Genomic DNA, 16,855 nt, shown 5'->3' with positions numbered 1-16,855 from the left:
TTTATAGTTCGTTTATAATAGTATCTAAGTCTAAATTATATTTAAAACAAACTTGTTCAAGAGCTTGTTTGGAATCATAAAAATTAAGAGCTAAGCTTGCAAAATAGCCTACTCTCCGCAATTCATTATGCACTAAATTCCTTTCCATGTTAAAAAGTTCAGCATTATTATCATTTAATCTTGGCACTACAACCATATCAAATATTGTAGCGTACGGTTTATCTTTATGCTTTCTCAGCAATCTACCTCTACGTTGGATAAATTGTCTCGGATTTCCTGTACTACTAGCAAAAATTCCAACTTCAGCTCTTGGTACATCAACACCCTCATCTAACATCTTCATCGCAAATAACATGTCTATTTTACCTTCTGAAAACCCTCTCAGTAAATCATTTAAATTTTGCCCTTCAGCAATGTATGAATTCATTTTCAAGCTCGGAAGAACATCATGACCAGCTAAAAGAAATTTATTTAACATTCGCTCAGAACCACCGTTCTCATCATAAACATATCCTTCTGGAATATATGTGAAAATATACTTTACTTTATTCATTTGCCTCAGCTCAATAAGTATATTTTTGAAGCACTTAATTTTATTGTTTGCTTTATGAATAATATTTTTTCTTAGTAACAATAATTTTTCAACCATTGGATCTTTTTTAAATTCACCCTTATCGAAATCAAAATATCTCAGGAGTCTTTTCGAAATTTCGATATAATTGTCAAGCTCTTCTTCATTTAATTCTACTAATACAGGGTAGTACTTGTAGTTTGTCAAGAAGTCCATTTCCATGGCTTGTTTCATTGAAAAGTTATAAGTGTAGGGCTCTTTGTCATTAAAGAATTTATCTATGAATTCTGTGCCTTCAACATCGTACACTCTTTTTGGAGTAGCAGACAATCCAATTCTCCTTTGAATTTGCGAATTCTTTACGGCAGCTTTTATATTTTTTGCACCCATATTATGAGCCTCGTCTGCTATTAGGATAAATTCATTTTCAACTTTATTAAAATATTTTTGAAATTTTAACGAAGTAAAACTGGCATAGGTCGCAATGATCACTAAACTTGTCTTTATACCTGCGCTAAAATTACTCACATAATTAGAGAATTCTTTTTCCCAATAATTTCCGCCACCAATTTTTAAAATATTCTGAAAGTTAAATTCAACAACCTCTTCTTCCCATTGATTTAATAATGCAATGGATGGCACTAAAATCAAAGCATAATAACTGTTGGTTTTCTTATACTCATTTAGTACACAATTTAGAGAAGTTTTGGTTTTACCAGTACCGGTTGCCATACCAAATATCCCCGTGAAATTATTATTTACCCAGTTTTTGTAGGCTTCATTTTGATAAGGCCTTGGTTCATTTGGTCGCGGAAACCTTGGCTTACTTAGCATTTCAGTAACTTTCTCTTCAAACTTTTGTTGTAGCTTTTTGTTAACGGTTTTTAGTTTAGTTACTTCATCGGTGGCTTCATTGCTCTCAGCCTCTATAAGGTCGAGTTCCTCTTGGAGCAGGTCTTTTTCGCTTAGAGAAACAGAATTGTCGTAAACAATATTTATAAGTTTATCAGGTTTGAGGTAGATGAACGCATCCGACTGTTTTTGAAACATCTTTTCATAATCTAATATCTCATTTTCAATATTTGCTCGCTCTGCAGTTTCTCCCCAAGAACGATTTATCAGAAAGCTCTCGCCATTACAAGCAATTCCCTTGTAAGTAAAGTTACAGCTACCTATTATGTTGATAACATTGTCGTCGTAGTCCCAAAATAAAGCTTCTTTATAATGTGAAATTTCACCAGATTTGGTAGTTACTGGCGTTATTGTAACACGGTTGTTGTCAATCAGGTATCTCAAGCAATTGTAAAAGTGATTCACTTGCTTTTTGGTCAAAACCTCATTGAGGCGCTCCAAGTCGCGAAGAATTTTTTCTTCAATCGAGTCATAAAACGATTCATCGATAAAGATGCCATCATTCATCAGTTTATAGTCGCCGTCCGATAAAAAGTGATTAATGAGAAAATCTATGGTTCCGCCATTGTAGATAAATTGTGCAAAACCATACGACAGAGTGCTTATAGAATTAGAGCTAAAAAAGCCTAACTTAAACTGTATCTTTTTAGCTAATGGTATCACCTCGCCAAAAAATTCAAGCGGTATCATTTCACCAGAGGAACTTATTTTTAAAGTCTTTGGAAATAGCACACTTTTAAAGCTCATTACTCAAAAAAATTTTTAATAAATATACAGCTTTGAACCTTACGATAAACAGTTTTGGAAAACGTTTTTTACATGTGAAGAATATATCCCCCTCGCGTTAGGTGCTGCAGCGGATAGCCCGTAAAATTATTTTTGCACACAAATACTTGCGGACTAGCAGCGAAAGAACCGCCTTCCGTACCTCCTTTGAATGTAAAACTCAAACCTTTCAATCGAAGTTGTTCCAATAAGGTTAATGCCCAAATTACTTTTTCAATTAATTTGGGATCAATGCGTTTTCCTAACTTATTTCTTAAGCTAAGAATCCAATCGATAGTATGGGTTTCGTTATTAATCATTTGTATAATATTGGCAAAAAATAATTTATTTTGCCAAAGTTGTTTTTATTCTTTTTTGTAATTCTTCTTCTCTATTTCTCCGTGCAGCATAACGCTTCATTTTGGATTCATTAATTGTAAATTTCTTGTATGCTGTTTTAAAAATATAATCTAATTCTCCTTGTTGTGCAGAGAATAAATTTTCATCGATTAGCATATCTACCAACAATTTTTCGAGCGTGGGGAAAACGATATGATGATCTGTGATTGTAGGCGCTTCCGAATTTAAATGCTTTACGATAATAACCTCCTCTTTTGAATTGATGTATCGCTCAAAAAGCACGCGATCTGGATTTAAATATACGTATTTGAAATCAACACTCAGCAGCGCAAAAACCGCTTCAACGGCACTTTTTTCTACTTCAACAACCGTAATTCCTTTAAACGGTTGATGCAACATGAAATCGTTTAGCCACAAAGTGTTCCACACACAATAATCTACAAAAGGGTAATTTCTTCGTATTCTCGAGGCTATTTTTTTCAATTTAGCATCTGCTCTTGGTTGAAAATTTTTTCGGTGTTCCAATGTGTAAACTCCTCTGGTTAGCGTATTGAGTACTTGGTTTTTCTTTAAACGATACAAGTTTGTATTAATGGTATTATTCGTCCACGTAGGAAAGTCCTTTCGCAATTCTGCAACAAGTTTATCCTTCGTTAATACTTTAATATTGCCGAAATATAACTTTACCTTATTTTCTATAGCTGTACCCATTTTACTCCTTTGAAAGTTCAAATATACGTGAAAAATACAAATGTATAATTTCGGCAAAAAATATAAATCTTTGCCAAAAATATGCACCTATTGATTTTTGCGAGAAAAGGCGCTTGATGTTTAAAAGTCCAAATCAACCGTTCAAACTCGGTTTTTCAACGAAATATCGCCAGTCTTATCCGCGTTAGGTACTGCAGCGGATAGCCCGTAAAAGTAGGTGGGCTGCAAAACACAAACAAACGGGCGACCTAAGAAGCCCCGTTTGTGCCGTAGTTTTGCGCACAAATACTTGCGGACTAGCAGCGAAAGGACCGCCCGCCGCACCTTACTATTTCACTAAAAGCGGCGGCGGGAACGCCCAATTAAATAATAACGAAAGCTAAATGTTAAATTTTTAGAGTACAATTATTTGTATTACAGCGGTTTGTGTTCTTTAAAAATTTCTTGCGAAACCCAATCATTTGTTAAAAATCAAAAAATGTTTGGTTTTTCAATTTACACCCAGCAATTTTACACTCAGAAATAACCGACATGAAAAATCTAACAATGATGTGCTGTTGTATGATGTGGAGCAATCCGCGGAGGTGCACTATGGCATGATTGTAAGATCTCGCATAAACTTAGTTAACCTCTGCCCAACCGCAGAGGTTTTTTTATTCTCGTTGTTCAAAAATCAATTTTTTAAAATGTCAGCTCAAACCAGAAATACCGCGCTAAACTCAATGTCATGTTGTTGCATGATGTGGATGATGTGTAGCACAATCGTCTGGGTTTACCTATGTCTTGACAGCTGATAAAGCATTGCTTTAAAACGTTAAGTCCTTTTGGTAAACCACTCCAAAAGGACTTTTTTTTTGCTCGTAATTCTAATTTTTAAATACTAAATCCATGAGTACAACCCAATTTTCAACCTTGGCATTGCACGCCGGACACGACACCGACAAAACCGCTGGAACACGCGCCGTGCCTATTTACCAAACCACTTCGTACGTGTTTAACAACTCCGATCACGCCGCAAACTTGTTCGGATTGGCCGAAGCCGGTTTTATTTACACCCGCCTTAACAACCCTACCAACGACGTGCTCGAACAGCGTTTAGCCGCACTCGAAGGCGGAATTGGCGCCGTAGTTACCGCATCGGGAACGGCCGCTATTGCCACCACCTTACTCGTATTGCTGCGCGCCGGCGATCATATCGTGGCCTCAAACAGCCTCTACGGCGGAACCTACAATTTGCTGAGCGTTACTTTGCCGCGCCTGGGCATTACCACCACTTTTGTAGACCCAGAAGATCCAGAGAATTTTACCCGCGCCGCCCAAGAAAATACCCGCGCCTTTTTTGCCGAAAGCCTCGGAAACCCAAAACTCGACGTGCTCGATTTACGCGCCATTGCCGATCGCGCCGCGGCATTTCAAGTACCGTTTATCGTGGATAATACCGTGGCAACGCCGTATCTCTTGAATCCGATTGCATACGGCGCCAACATCGTGATTCATTCGCTTACCAAATACGTCACCGGCAACGGAACTTCGTTAGGCGGCGTGATTATCGATGCCGGAAACTTCGATTGGAGCAACGGCAAATTTCCTGAATTCACCGAGCCGTCGCCAGGTTATCACGGATTAAAATACTACGAAGCTTTAGGTGCCGCATCGTTTATTGCCAAAGTGCGGATTGAAGGCTTACGCGATTTTGGCGCAGCACTGAGTCCGTTTAATGCGTTCCAGACGCTTCAAGGTTTGGAAACTTTGTCGATACGCATTTTAAAACACAGCGAAAATGCCTTGGCTTTGGCGCAATGGCTCGAACAACAAGAGGCCGTAGCTTGGGTAAATTACCCTGGCTTGCAAAGTTCGAAGTACAAAACGCTGGCCGAACAGTACTTGCCAAAAGGCAAAAGCGGTATTTTAACTTTCGGTTTAAAGTCGGGCTTTGAAGGTGCAAAACGTTTTGTGGATTCGACACGCCTGTTCTCGTTATTGGCGAACATTGGCGATACGAAATCGCTCATCATTCACCCAGCCAGCACCACTCACCAGCAACTTTCCGAAGCGCAGCAACGCACAACCGGTGTAACACCCGATTTGATACGCGTTTCGGTTGGTTTGGAAGATCTCGCCGACTTAAAAGCCGATATCGAACAAGCGCTGGTTGCTGCTACGGCGCCTCAAACCGCCCACGTATAAATTTAGCTAATTCATTCATTAGGTTTTGTTTTGTTTGTTTGTGCAACTGTCCTCCCCACTGTGGCGGAGGGCAGTTAAACAAACCAAAACTCGAACGTCAAAACCGCGAAAAGATTCCTGTGTTTCGATAAAAAATTAGAGTTATGGCACATTTATTTAGTATTCCGCTTGCCGACCTGCGTTTACAAAACGGCTACACCTTCGCCAAGCCCGTGCTTACGTATCAGGTTTTTGGGCAAACTTTAGGAACCGCAGCTGTAGTTGTGGTAAATCATGCCCTTACGGGGAATTCGAACGTAAGCGGTCCGGATGGTTGGTGGAGTGAATTAGTAGGTTTGGGCAAGACGATAGACACTGGAGCGTTTACCGTGATTTCGTTTAACATTCCCGGAAACGGCTACGATAAAAACCCCGCGAATTTAATTTCCGAATACAAGCAATTTACCGTTCGCGACATCGCACAATTGTTTTGGAATGGTTTGCATGCGCTGGGCATTGAACGCATTTTTGCTGTGATTGGCGGAAGTCTGGGCGGCGCAATTGCTTGGGAAATGGCCGTGTTGCAACCGAGATCGATCGGACATTTAATTCCGATTGCTACCGATTGGAAAGCTACCGATTGGGTTATTGCGCAAGTACTTATTCAAGACCAAATTCTAAACAATTCCGACGACCCCATTGCCGATGCGCGCCTACACGCCATGTTGTTGTACCGTACGCCCGAATCGATAAATCAGCGGTTTAGTAGAACGCGCACCAACGAACCGTCGGTATTTCAAGTCGAGCGTTGGTTGCTCAACCACGGAATCAAACTGAAAAATCGGTTTACGTTATCGGCTTACAAACTGATGAATCATTTGCTAAAGACAAACGACATCACCAAAGAGCGCGCCGATTTCCTTCAGGTTATTCGCAACGTTACTGCTGCCATTCACATTGTGGCGGTTGACACCGATTTGTTTTTTACCGCTGCAGAAAACCGCAAAACCTTCGAGATTCTGAAAACAAAGCGCGAAAACATTTTTTTACATCAGATAAATTCGGTGCACGGTCACGATGCCTTTTTGATTGAAAACGAACAGCTTTCGCAGATTTTAAACCCCATTTTTCACACACAGAAAACCAACACGTATGTCAGTTACAACCATTAATATTTTGCTTTTTGGAATCGGAAATGTTGGAAGTACGTTGTTGAAGCAGATTCAAGAATCGCGCGATTTTTTGGAGCAGCAAAACGGCGTTGTGTTCAACTTTCCGATCATAGCCAACTCAACAGTAGTGCTGTTTCAAAACGAAGCGCTGCAGCAGGCTTGGGAAACCGATTTCAAACGCTCATCGATTCCGTACGAATTTGATGACATTCTCCATTTTCTGAAAAATACGCCGCTTGAAAATTTGATTGCCGTTGACGTTACTGCATCCGATGTAATGCTTAGTCGCTATTTGCCTTTGGTGCAACACGGCTGTCATTTGGTTGCAGCCAACAAGAAACCGAACACAGCCGACCTACATTTTTACAATTTATTGCGCAGCGAATTGGCGAAACAAAACAGAAAATTTCTGTATGAAACCAACGTCGGCGCGGGTTTACCGATTATTCAAACCATTCGGAATTTGTATCAAGCCGGCGAACGAATAACGCGCATTCAGGGCGTTTTTTCTGGATCGTTGAGTTATATGTTTAACCGATTTTCGGTAGAGCCGTTTCCGTTTTCACAGATTTTAGCCGACGCAGAACGAAACGGTTACACCGAACCCGATTCGCGAGACGATTTATCGGGCACCGACGTTGCGCGTAAGCTTCTTATTTTGGCGCGCGAACTGCAAGAGCCTTTGGAATTAGACGATATTTCGATTGAACCCATTTTTGGAGAAACACTCACGCGTTTGCTGCACGAAACCGACTATCGTTCGAACAAACAAACTTTAAACCGGTATTTAGAAGATCGCAAACAAGAGTTGGAAGCCGATGAAGTTTTGCGTTTTGTGGGTCTTTTAGATTTGGAAAAACGCCGATTTCAAGTAAAGCTTACGGCTGTGAAACGCGAGTCGGCATTAGGACAATTGCGTGGCACCGACAATTTGATTGAAATTTACACCGAATCGTATGGTAGAAATCCGCTGGTGGTGCAAGGTGCCGGAGCCGGAAAAGAAGTAACGGCGCGTGGTGTTTTAAGCGACCTACTGCAGATTGCCGAAACGGTGAAGCAGCGAGTTAAGGTGAAAGCAAATGAAGTTTTAGTATAGTAGTAAATAAAAGTGAACTCACTTTTGATACCTTTGTTAGAAGGAAAAATAAAATTTTTAAAAGTTCATCAAAAAAATTAAGAGCATTGTCGGCAAATCGAAATAGAATCGATTTTAGAAACGCATCTTAAATGAGTAGTAGCTTTTTCACCAGCAAATTTTTGCTAATACTGCGCTTTCAATGCGACAAGTTTTAGCCAAAATTATTGGTTTAGGCACTACTCAAAGTCAAGTAGTTGATAACGGGATTCATTATAACGTAAAGCGATTGGAAATTGTAGATTTTTCTTTTAAACAATATTATATCGATACAAATAACTAGATGAAGCATCTAAAATTGATATTGCTTGTTGTATTACCACTTTGCGGTTACGCGCAATCTAGCAGTTTAGCTATATCAGTTGGCCGGCCATGGTTTGCAGATAAGGATGTAAACACACAAAATATATCCACTGGACTTAGTTTTTATCACAAATTAAACGAATCGTTTGCATGTGAAGCTCTTTATGAATACGGCTACAGTAATAATATGCCGGTGTTTTTAACCGATACGGGAGCTTTATCAGAATTTATGTTTTCGCAAACAAGTAGTACTATTTTACAAGCATCGATGTGGTCAATGGTTCAATATCAGCGCTTAGGAGTTGCGATGCACCATCAGTTTGTAAACAATCAGAGGTTTGTGTTTTCGTGTTTTTTAGGAAGCGGTTATTTGGTATCTGAATCAAGTGTATATGTTTTGGAGTTCTTTGAGTACGATCCAGACAGCGAGCAAATTACAGATTTTGATGGTCGGATAGAAACGCAAACCATCGATAAGTTCTATTACAATTTGGGCTTTCAATTTCACCTAAACTTGTCGCGTGCATTTTTTGTCGGTTTGAATGCTTCATATCTTCAAATCTATGATGATTACGAAAGTTTACAAAGTCCAGTTAATGCAGGTAATTACAATTTAAGTTTGTTATTCGGAAAAAGATTTGACCTATGAAGAAGTATATTTTCTTTTGTACTCTGAGCGTTTTCGGGCTACTTGCGCAGCTATGTCAGGCGCAAAAGATAAATGTTGGTGTTGCATATGGCTTGGCGTACACCGATTTAAACTACGACGAGCCAGATTCGCCAATTAATCTCGGATTTCCTCAGATAGGCACTTTTGTGAATTTTGAAGTGGATATGAAGTTGCCGAAAAACCGTTATTTTGGTGTAGGTTTTGCTAGGCAACAGCATCAAAATACTATTAATTTCAATGGCGATTTAGGTTCCGGTCAGACGGGTTTGGTTTTAAGTGATTACAACAATTTGTATCAAAAAGATTTTTACGATATTCACTTCAGAAAGGTCTTCTCAAACAAATTCCAATTCACCTTCGGGGCCTTCTACTTTCGCGAGAACTACAACACGGTTACAACAGAAGTGATTGATAATCAAATAGTTTATACTATTTCTCAAACGGAAAATCGAGACGATAATTTAGGTTTGTTTGCTTCAGGTGATTATTTATGGCCACTTAATAACTTTTTAGACGCGGGAGTAAAGGCTAGAATCTACTTTTCGATTGATGGTATAGAATCGCTTGTGCTTTCACCGACGATTAGAGCTAAATTCTGATTCCAGTTTATTTCAAATATAAGCCGTCTCATAATCTGAGGCGGTTTTTTTATGAATGATTTCGTTCTTGTAAAGCCATTCGAAATGCTCCTTTATTTTGGTGTTGGAGAAGTTTCGCGGTAAATGCCTGTGCTAGTAAGTTGTTACTTTTAATAGCTGTTTGATTTCATAATTTGTTAATTTCTGGCGTTCTGACAAAGATTTTTAATCGAACTCAGGTTAAAAGCTTTCGCTAACTTTACCACATGCGAAAAATCATCCACATTGACATGGATGCGTTCTATGCTTCGGTGGAGCAGCTCGATTTTTGAGATTAGATTGTAGTGAAGGCACGAACGAACTTTTGAATTGTCGGCTCTGAGCTTCGTTGCAAGAGGCGATAAATGGTAAGTGAAGAGTTTTAAATATTTTTATCAACGAGCTCCTTGAATCTATGTCGGTTACTAAAATTCAAATTTTAACTACGGTATTGTTTCTTGCTGCTACTGCTTCAGCGCAGGTCAAAGTCTATTTTGAAAACGCACTAAATTCGGATTTGATCCAAATAAAAGATTTAGAACTAACGTTCGATAAAAACGAAACAGATTCAGAAACGAATACGGATTATTTAGTCGTCAAGAGCGAAACAAAATTTAGTGTTGAAAGCACCCTATTTCAGCGTACTGATGTTCGTGTATCAGGAAGAAGCGATACTGTAGTTTTTTTACTTCCAAAAGTAATCGAATTAGAAGAAGTGTTTATTGATAAATCTCCACCAAGGTTTAAGCGAAATCGAATTGAGAAGCTAAAACCGGATCAGTACACATTTCTTTTGTTAGAAAATCAGAAATTAACGAGAACATTTCGTACAAAAATCAAATCGTTGTCGGGAATAGTGCTGAAGGCTTACATTTCTTCTGAGTTAGAAGCCGATTTGAAATTTGCAATAACTAACGCAGTAACAAGGAAAGTCTTATGGAGTGATATTCAACATATCGTTGTTAAAAAAGGAAAGCAAGATTTCGTTGTGAAAACGGATATGTTAGAGATTAATCCCAATGATATTTACACCTTTTCGATTGAGCTTTTAAAAATACCCGAGCACGAAAATTATAAAAAAAACATTTCATTTTTAATGTCGAAAACAAAAAACGCTACCACTTCATTTGTTCGAGATTGTTCGGAACATTTTTCAAAAAATGAACTACTCGACGTTAATTTATATTTGGAGATTTTATCGAATTAACTCCAAAAACCTGTCTATTTCGACCAAAGTAGCGTCTTTCTTTAAAGGTCTATTCGCTAACTTTACCACATGCGAAAAATCATCCACATTGATATGGATGCGTTCTATGCCTCGGTGGAGCAGCTCGATTTTCCGGAGTTGCGCGGAAAGCCTATTGCTGTAGGCGGAAACGAGGTTCGGGGCGTTGTTTCGGCGGCGAGTTACGAAGCGCGAAAATTTGGTGTGCGGAGTGCTATTTCGGGCGTTCTGGCCAAGCGCTTGTGTCCGCAGCTAATTTTTGTTCCCTTGCGGTTCGATCGGTATCGGGAAATTTCGGCCAAGATTCGCGAGATTTTTTTTCAATACACCGATTTAGTGGAACCGTTATCGCTCGACGAGGCGTATCTCGACGTTACCCAAAACAAAGTCAACCAAGGTTCGGCTACGCTTTTGGCCACTGAAATTCGGCAACGTATTTTCGAGGAAACGCAGCTTACGGCTTCGGCGGGCATTTCAATCAATAAATTTTTGGCGAAAGTAGCGTCCGATTACAACAAACCCAACGGCCAATATACGATTGCGCCCGAACAGGTTGAGACTTTCTTGGAAGAGTTGCCCATTGGGAAGTTTTACGGTGTTGGAAAAGTGACGCGTGATAAAATGTACAGTCATCAGATATTTACGGGCAAGGATTTGAAGGGGAAGTCGGCCGAGTTTTTAGAAACGCATTTTGGCAAGCCAGGACTCGATTATTACAAGATTGTTCGCGGCATTCACGAATCGCCCGTAATGCCTGAACGTACGCAGAAATCGGTTGCCACGGAGCACACATTCGAAACCAACTTAACGTCGGAGTTGTTTATGATCGACAAGTTGGAAGTTATTGCTAAGGAATTATCGGCACGTTTAAAGAAGCACGATTTAGCGGGTAAGACGGTTACGTTGAAAATCAAATACAGCGATTTTACGTTGCAAACGCGCTCGAAAACCGGTGTTCATTTTTTGTCGACGGCGAGCGCCTTGTTTCAGGTTGCCAAAGAGTTGTTGTATCAGGAACGACTGCGCGACTCGGTTCGATTGTTAGGCATTTCGGTAAGCAACTTGAATGTTGATCAGAAGAAATCGGTTGGGATTCAGTTGAAGTTTGATTTTTGATTTTAGGGGAAGCTAGTCCCGATTGCTGTCTGGATAGACTTCGTGACGTTCACCATTTTACGAATCGTTTTAGTATTAAGATGGGAGTATTAAGTATTAAGACTTCGCGACGTTTACCATTTTACGTGTCGTTTTGCCCAGCCTAACCCGCAATTCGTTGGTGCCTGAGCGTGTCGAAGGCTTATTTAGAAGATAGAAGCTAGTCCCGATAGCCATCGGGATAGAAAATAGTCCCGATAGCTATCGGGATTGTGACGTTCACCATTTAACGTATCGTTTTGCCCAACTTAACCCACGTATCGTTGGAACCTGAGCGTGTAGAAGGATGGTAGGATTTTTTGGTGGTTTGACACGTTCTGTGTTTTCATCAACGGTACCCTATTGCGCAAAATTCTGTGAGCTTCGGTGTTTTCTGTGCGCTTAAAAAGCTAGTACGTGATCGGGTCGGAGGCGGCGTTGTGGACATTGTGAAAAACTTTGAGAAACATTGTGCTCCCTCGGCGCCTGAGCCTATCGAAGGCAACCGCAAAGGACGCGAAGATTTACGCAAAGTTCGCAAAGGGTTTTTTTACCTTTTTCCTTTCCTATATCTATTGGAATTTACTTTTTTCCATAATGGAACTTTCCCGCGCGAACGGGTGGAGTGGCATCCTTTTTTGCGCTACGGTATTTCCACTATTTGTATGCAAAAAAGATAGAACGGAACACGTGACGGCTGCACTTTTTTTGCGAAGCGACGAATCGATTGCCGGCGCGCCCAAATAATTCCACTCATTTTCATTTTTCCCCAAATAAAAAAGCCGCTTCAGTTTTTGAAACGGCTTTATAAATGCGGTTATCTAGCGAACTAGTAACGGTAGTATTCTGGTTTAAACGGTCCTTGAGGTGTAACCCCAATGTAAGCCGCTTGCTCTTCGTTAAGTGTTTCTAACTCCACGCCCAACTTCTCTAAGTGCAAAGCTGCTACTTTTTCGTCGAGGTGCTTTGGAAGCATGTACACGTTGTTTTCGTAACGATCAGCGTGGTTCCACAACTCGATTTGTGCCAAAGTTTGGTTAGTAAACGAGTTACTCATTACAAAACTTGGGTGGCCTGTAGCGCAGCCTAAGTTAACTAAACGTCCTTCGGCCAAGATGATGATGTCGCGACCGTTGATGTTGTAACGATCAACCTGAGGCTTGATTTCGTCTTTCGTATGCCCGTAGTTCTCGTTTAACCAAGCCATGTCGATTTCGTTGTCGAAGTGACCGATGTTACAAACGATGGTTTTATCTTTCATGGCTTCGAAGTGGCGCGCCACAACGATGTCTTTGTTTCCAGTGGTAGTAATTACGATATCGGCAGTTTTAATTACGGTATCTAATTTCTTTACTTCGAAACCGTCCATTGCTGCTTGAAGCGCACAAATTGGGTCGATTTCGGTAACAGTAACGATAGAACCAGCGCCACGGAATGAAGCCGCAGTACCTTTTCCAACGTCGCCGTAACCACAAACAATTACGCGTTTTCCAGCCAACATGATGTCGGTTGCACGACGAACCGCATCTACAGCCGATTCTTTACAGCCGTATTTGTTATCGAATTTCGATTTTGTAACCGAGTCGTTCACGTTAATTGCTGGCATTGGTAACGTACCATTCTTCACGCGCTCGTACAAACGGTGAACACCCGTTGTAGTTTCTTCGCTCAAACCGCGGATTCCTGCGATAAGTTCTGGGTAACGATCGAATACCATGTTGGTTAAATCGCCGCCATCGTCGAGAATCATGTTAAGTGGTTTGCGCTCTTCGCCGAAGAAAAGCGTTTGCTCGATACACCAATCGAACGACTCCTCATCCATTCCTTTCCAAGCATACACTTGAATTCCGGCAGCAGCAATAGCCGCAGCAGCCTGATCTTGTGTTGAGAAAATGTTACAGCTCGACCAAGTAACCTCGGCACCAAGTGCAATTAAGGTTTCGATTAATACAGCAGTTTGAATAGTCATGTGCAAGCATCCTGCGATACGTGCGCCTTTTAACGGCTGTGAATCTTTATATTCTTCGCGAAGTGCCATTAAACCCGGCATTTCAGCTTCCGCCAACTCGATCTCCTTTCGGCCCCAGGCAGCAAGCGAAATATCCTTTACTTTGTAGGCAACATACGGCATAGTGGTAGTACTCATTTTTTATCTTTGTCTATAATTTTTCGGCGCAAAAGTACGATAATCCTTTGGAAATTGTCGAATTTGGTGAAAATTTAAGACTTGTTTACTACGGTAAGCAATTGATAAATAACGAATTGATTTCAAATGCCTCTATACAGTACGTTTAATTATAAATCGAATATTCGCGTTTCGGTTTGGGACATTACCGAGTCGGTATCCGATTTGGCGGTGCACACGCTTACGCAGAAAAGCCAACAACGGCTTGAAGGCATGAAATCGACGGTGCACCAAAAAGGATTTTTGTCGATTCGTAAGTTATTGGAAGCAAGCGGCTATACTGATTCCGATTTGTATTACCACGAAACAGGAAAACCGTTGTTAACCGACGGTGTACAGGTGTCAATTACGCATTCGGCAAAATATTCGGCGCTTGCTTTGGCAGAGGTTCCGGTGGGAATCGACATAGAACTCGTTAAACCTGTGGTTGGACGCATAGCGCACAAGTTCACCAAAAACGAAGCTTGGTTTTTAGACGCTACGGCTGCCGATTACTTAGACAAACTCACGGTAATTTGGGGTGTGAAAGAAGCGATTTTCAAGGTAGTGAACGAGCCTGGAATTAGCTTTAATCATCATATTGCCGTTTCGAAATTTTCGTTAGACGATCAGGAAACCACGGCTATGCTCGATTTTAACGGACAACAAACCGGCTTTACGATTTATTTTGAATCGATTGCCGATTACAAACTGGTAGTTGCTACCTACATTTCATGAATATTTTAGAACAATTGCTTGCCGCGAGGCGGTCGGGTGCGCGATTGCTTGCCGTTTTATTAGATCCGGAGAAGCAAGACGCGGCGGAACTGGCTGATTTTTTTCGGCGCATCGAGTCGCTGCCTGTGACACACTTTTTAGTGGGCGGAAGCACCGGTAGCGGACCAGCCACCGATACGCTTGTTCGTGCCTTGAAAGCACGTACTCATTTACCTGTGATTTTATTTCCGGGCAACAGCGATCAGTTATCGGATGCCGCCGACGGATTATTGTTTTTGAGTTTGCTTTCGGGCCGCAATCCGGAGTATTTAATTGGGCAGCAGGTTCGAGCGGCCGCCGTTTTGCGACAGGCGCCGTACGAGGTATTGGCAACGGCTTATTTATTGCTCGACGGTGGAAACGAGAGTGCGGTGCAGCGGGTTTCGGAAACGTTGCCGTTATCGCAAGAAAATTCCGAGTTAATTATCGATACGGCTTTTGCGGCGCAGCTTTTGGGCTTTAAGTTGCTGTATTTAGAAGCCGGTAGTGGAGCTGCTGTGCCGGTACGGGAGTCGGTTATCGAGCAGGTTTTTAAAACGGTCGATTTACCCTTAGTGGTTGGTGGCGGTATTCGCAGTATAGCAGCACTTGAAGCGGCGTATCGTGCGGGCGCTACGATGGTTGTTGTGGGAACCGCGTTTGAGACGGCGTTTTCGGACTTTTAAATCAAGAGAATTTTATATTCAAACGTTATAAGCACTTGCGTTGACGTTTTTTGAAGTGTTAGTACGTAAATGTGTTTTTGGGCAGCATTTCCCGCTATTCGTTGCAAGTCCGCAGTACAAATGCCGTTTTGGCGATGTCTTGTTTGTGGCTTCTTTCAGTCGCCCAAACAGGTCAGCCCAAACAGGCATTTGTCCTTTGCGGGCTTTTCACTACACCCGAGGCTGCAAGCCGAACTGACCGAAGGTAATCGGGGCTGCGGGGAGACGTTATCGAAGAAGCGTTGGGAAAGATTTTTAAGGTAAAGATTTCAAATCCGCGCTATCGGGTGTAAAATGCCACACAATTTCGAAGCTAGTAAACAATAAAAACAGTAATCGTACATGGGTAAACAAAATGCGTGGAAAATAGTGCTATTTTTGTATTAACTTGACTTTTTCACCCAAGTGTTTTTAACTTAAAAGCGATATGGAAGCGATCAGACAGTTTATAGATGTTAAAGATAATTCATTTCAAGTAACGCTGCCAGATGGTTTTAGAGCTAGCAGAGTTGAAGTAATTATTTTGCCCATGTCGGAAAATATGCCGGAAATTTCGGAACAGACTAAGAAAATGCTAGACGATCGGCTAGAATCCTATCGCAACAATCCTTCTGCTGTTTTTGATTTAGACCAAATGGTTGCAGAGTTAAACAATGAGCTATAAAGTTGTTTACATAGCACTTGCAAAAGACGATTTTAAAAAAGCAGTTTCGTATTACAAGGAAATCTCATCAAAACTCGCAAATGATTTTATTGCACGTGTTGGCGAAGCAGAAAAATACCTTTCGATGAATCCTTATGGTAACGATATTATGTACAAGGAGGTTAGAATGCACAACTTACATCAATTTCCTTATCATATGCATTATCAGGTTTTAGAAGATCAAAAGCAAATTGTAGTTCTAGCCATTCAGTTTTCAAAACGCGGTGATTTAGATTTTTCAGGTAGATAAGCCGCTTTTCAGATTTACTACGTTACCGAAGAATAACTGCGCTATGAGAATACCAAAGGATCCCTAATCGTTAAAGGAAATAAGGGTAGGGTAGTGCTAAGGTATTATTGTCTACGTTGTTCCGCTGCGAAACCTTACGAAATAGTGAATGTAACTCACCCCCGCCGGTACGTATTGCCCCACGCTACAAAATTACCAAATACCAAACAAGTAACCCAACAAACGTTGCTACAAATCTTCTCAAAATGAGTGTGTTGTAAGGCGGTTTGCTTTTTATTTCGGAAATTATTACGATCCGGAGTACGTGCTGGCGGGAGTGAGTGATACGAAAAACAATGTGCCGTTGTATCTAGGCTCATTTTAAAACATAAACGGGATCAGTTTGATTTGTGAAAGGTTTGGTAAGTGGCTGGTTTTTTTGAACAGGTTAAAAATAGAGTTAAATTAACCTTTTAAAAGAAAAACAGTATGAAGACATCAAAATTTTCAGAGGAACAGATTATTTCGATCTTAAAG

At 40.8% G+C, this 16,855-nt stretch carries 16 protein-coding genes; 12 read left to right on the top strand and 4 right to left on the bottom strand.

What is annotated here, in order from left to right; genetic code table 11:
- Window position 1 precedes the first annotated feature (1 nt).
- The 3 genes from Q0064_RS12480 to Q0064_RS12470 form a co-directional block, all read right to left on the bottom strand.
- Entirely contained in the window at window positions 2-2,230 is a 2,229-nt protein-coding gene (locus Q0064_RS12480; RefSeq protein WP_298148548.1) for a DEAD/DEAH box helicase family protein, read from the bottom strand.
- Between the two features lie 68 nt (window positions 2,231-2,298).
- On the bottom strand, window positions 2,299-2,568 hold the full coding sequence (locus Q0064_RS12475) for a hypothetical protein (RefSeq protein ID WP_298148547.1): 270 nt from the start codon (window positions 2,566-2,568) through the stop codon (window positions 2,299-2,301).
- A gap of 25 nt (window positions 2,569-2,593) precedes the next feature.
- On the bottom strand, window positions 2,594-3,319 hold the full coding sequence (locus Q0064_RS12470) for a DUF6577 family protein (protein ID WP_298148546.1): 726 nt from the start codon (window positions 3,317-3,319) through the stop codon (window positions 2,594-2,596).
- 888 nt (window positions 3,320-4,207) lie between these two features.
- Between Q0064_RS12470 and Q0064_RS12465 the strand changes: the two genes are divergently transcribed.
- The 8 genes from Q0064_RS12465 (at window position 4,208) to dinB (ending at window position 11,723) form a co-directional block, all read left to right on the top strand.
- The gene (locus Q0064_RS12465; protein ID WP_298148545.1) at window positions 4,208-5,506 is read left to right on the top strand and encodes a PLP-dependent transferase; all 1,299 of its coding nucleotides are present in this window, start codon (window positions 4,208-4,210) and stop codon (window positions 5,504-5,506) included.
- A 143-nt stretch (window positions 5,507-5,649) separates the two neighbouring features.
- The gene (locus Q0064_RS12460) at window positions 5,650-6,657 is read left to right on the top strand and encodes an alpha/beta fold hydrolase (protein ID WP_298148544.1); all 1,008 of its coding nucleotides are present in this window, start codon (window positions 5,650-5,652) and stop codon (window positions 6,655-6,657) included.
- On the top strand, window positions 6,638-7,753 hold the full coding sequence (locus Q0064_RS12455) for an aspartate kinase (protein ID WP_298148543.1): 1,116 nt from the start codon (window positions 6,638-6,640) through the stop codon (window positions 7,751-7,753). The genes Q0064_RS12460 and Q0064_RS12455 overlap by 20 nt, the downstream gene beginning before the upstream one ends.
- A gap of 181 nt (window positions 7,754-7,934) precedes the next feature.
- Window positions 7,935-8,075: a hypothetical protein gene (locus Q0064_RS12450; RefSeq protein ID WP_298148542.1), complete on the top strand. Its 141-nt coding sequence runs from the start codon at window positions 7,935-7,937 to the stop codon at window positions 8,073-8,075.
- A complete protein-coding gene (locus Q0064_RS12445; RefSeq protein ID WP_298148541.1) occupies window positions 8,076-8,744 on the top strand; it encodes a hypothetical protein in 669 nt (222 codons plus the stop codon).
- Window positions 8,741-9,364, top strand: a complete 624-nt coding sequence (locus Q0064_RS12440) for a hypothetical protein (protein ID WP_298148540.1) — start codon at window positions 8,741-8,743, stop codon at window positions 9,362-9,364. Before Q0064_RS12445 ends, Q0064_RS12440 begins: the two co-directional genes overlap by 4 nt.
- A gap of 433 nt (window positions 9,365-9,797) precedes the next feature.
- Entirely contained in the window at window positions 9,798-10,589 is a 792-nt protein-coding gene (locus Q0064_RS12435) for a hypothetical protein (protein WP_298148539.1), read from the top strand.
- Between the two features lie 69 nt (window positions 10,590-10,658).
- Window positions 10,659-11,723: a DNA polymerase IV gene (gene dinB / locus Q0064_RS12430; protein WP_298148538.1), complete on the top strand. Its 1,065-nt coding sequence runs from the start codon at window positions 10,659-10,661 to the stop codon at window positions 11,721-11,723.
- An 847-nt stretch (window positions 11,724-12,570) separates the two neighbouring features.
- Here the strand turns inward: dinB and ahcY are convergent.
- A complete protein-coding gene (ahcY, locus tag Q0064_RS12425; protein WP_298148537.1) occupies window positions 12,571-13,887 on the bottom strand; it encodes an adenosylhomocysteinase in 1,317 nt (438 codons plus the stop codon).
- 126 nt (window positions 13,888-14,013) lie between these two features.
- Here ahcY and Q0064_RS12420 point away from each other — a divergent pair, with 126 nt between their 5' ends.
- The 4 genes from Q0064_RS12420 to Q0064_RS12405 all read left to right on the top strand — a co-directional run bounded on the left by Q0064_RS12420 (window position 14,014) and on the right by Q0064_RS12405 (window position 16,339).
- On the top strand, window positions 14,014-14,643 hold the full coding sequence (locus Q0064_RS12420) for a 4'-phosphopantetheinyl transferase family protein (RefSeq protein ID WP_298148536.1): 630 nt from the start codon (window positions 14,014-14,016) through the stop codon (window positions 14,641-14,643).
- Window positions 14,640-15,347, top strand: coding sequence for a geranylgeranylglyceryl/heptaprenylglyceryl phosphate synthase (locus Q0064_RS12415; protein ID WP_298148535.1), 708 nt, complete (start codon window positions 14,640-14,642; stop codon window positions 15,345-15,347). The genes Q0064_RS12420 and Q0064_RS12415 overlap by 4 nt, the downstream gene beginning before the upstream one ends.
- A gap of 466 nt (window positions 15,348-15,813) precedes the next feature.
- The gene (locus Q0064_RS12410; protein ID WP_298148534.1) at window positions 15,814-16,050 is read left to right on the top strand and encodes a hypothetical protein; all 237 of its coding nucleotides are present in this window, start codon (window positions 15,814-15,816) and stop codon (window positions 16,048-16,050) included.
- On the top strand, window positions 16,040-16,339 hold the full coding sequence (locus tag Q0064_RS12405) for a type II toxin-antitoxin system RelE/ParE family toxin (protein ID WP_298148533.1): 300 nt from the start codon (window positions 16,040-16,042) through the stop codon (window positions 16,337-16,339). The genes Q0064_RS12410 and Q0064_RS12405 overlap by 11 nt, the downstream gene beginning before the upstream one ends.
- The last annotated feature ends 516 nt before the right edge of the window (window positions 16,340-16,855 follow it).

This window comes from Flavobacterium sp., from assembly GCF_027490375.1.
In the GTDB taxonomy this organism is placed as follows: Bacteria; Bacteroidota; Bacteroidia; order Flavobacteriales; family Flavobacteriaceae; genus Flavobacterium.
This window is presented reverse-complemented; position numbering and strand designations above follow the sequence as displayed.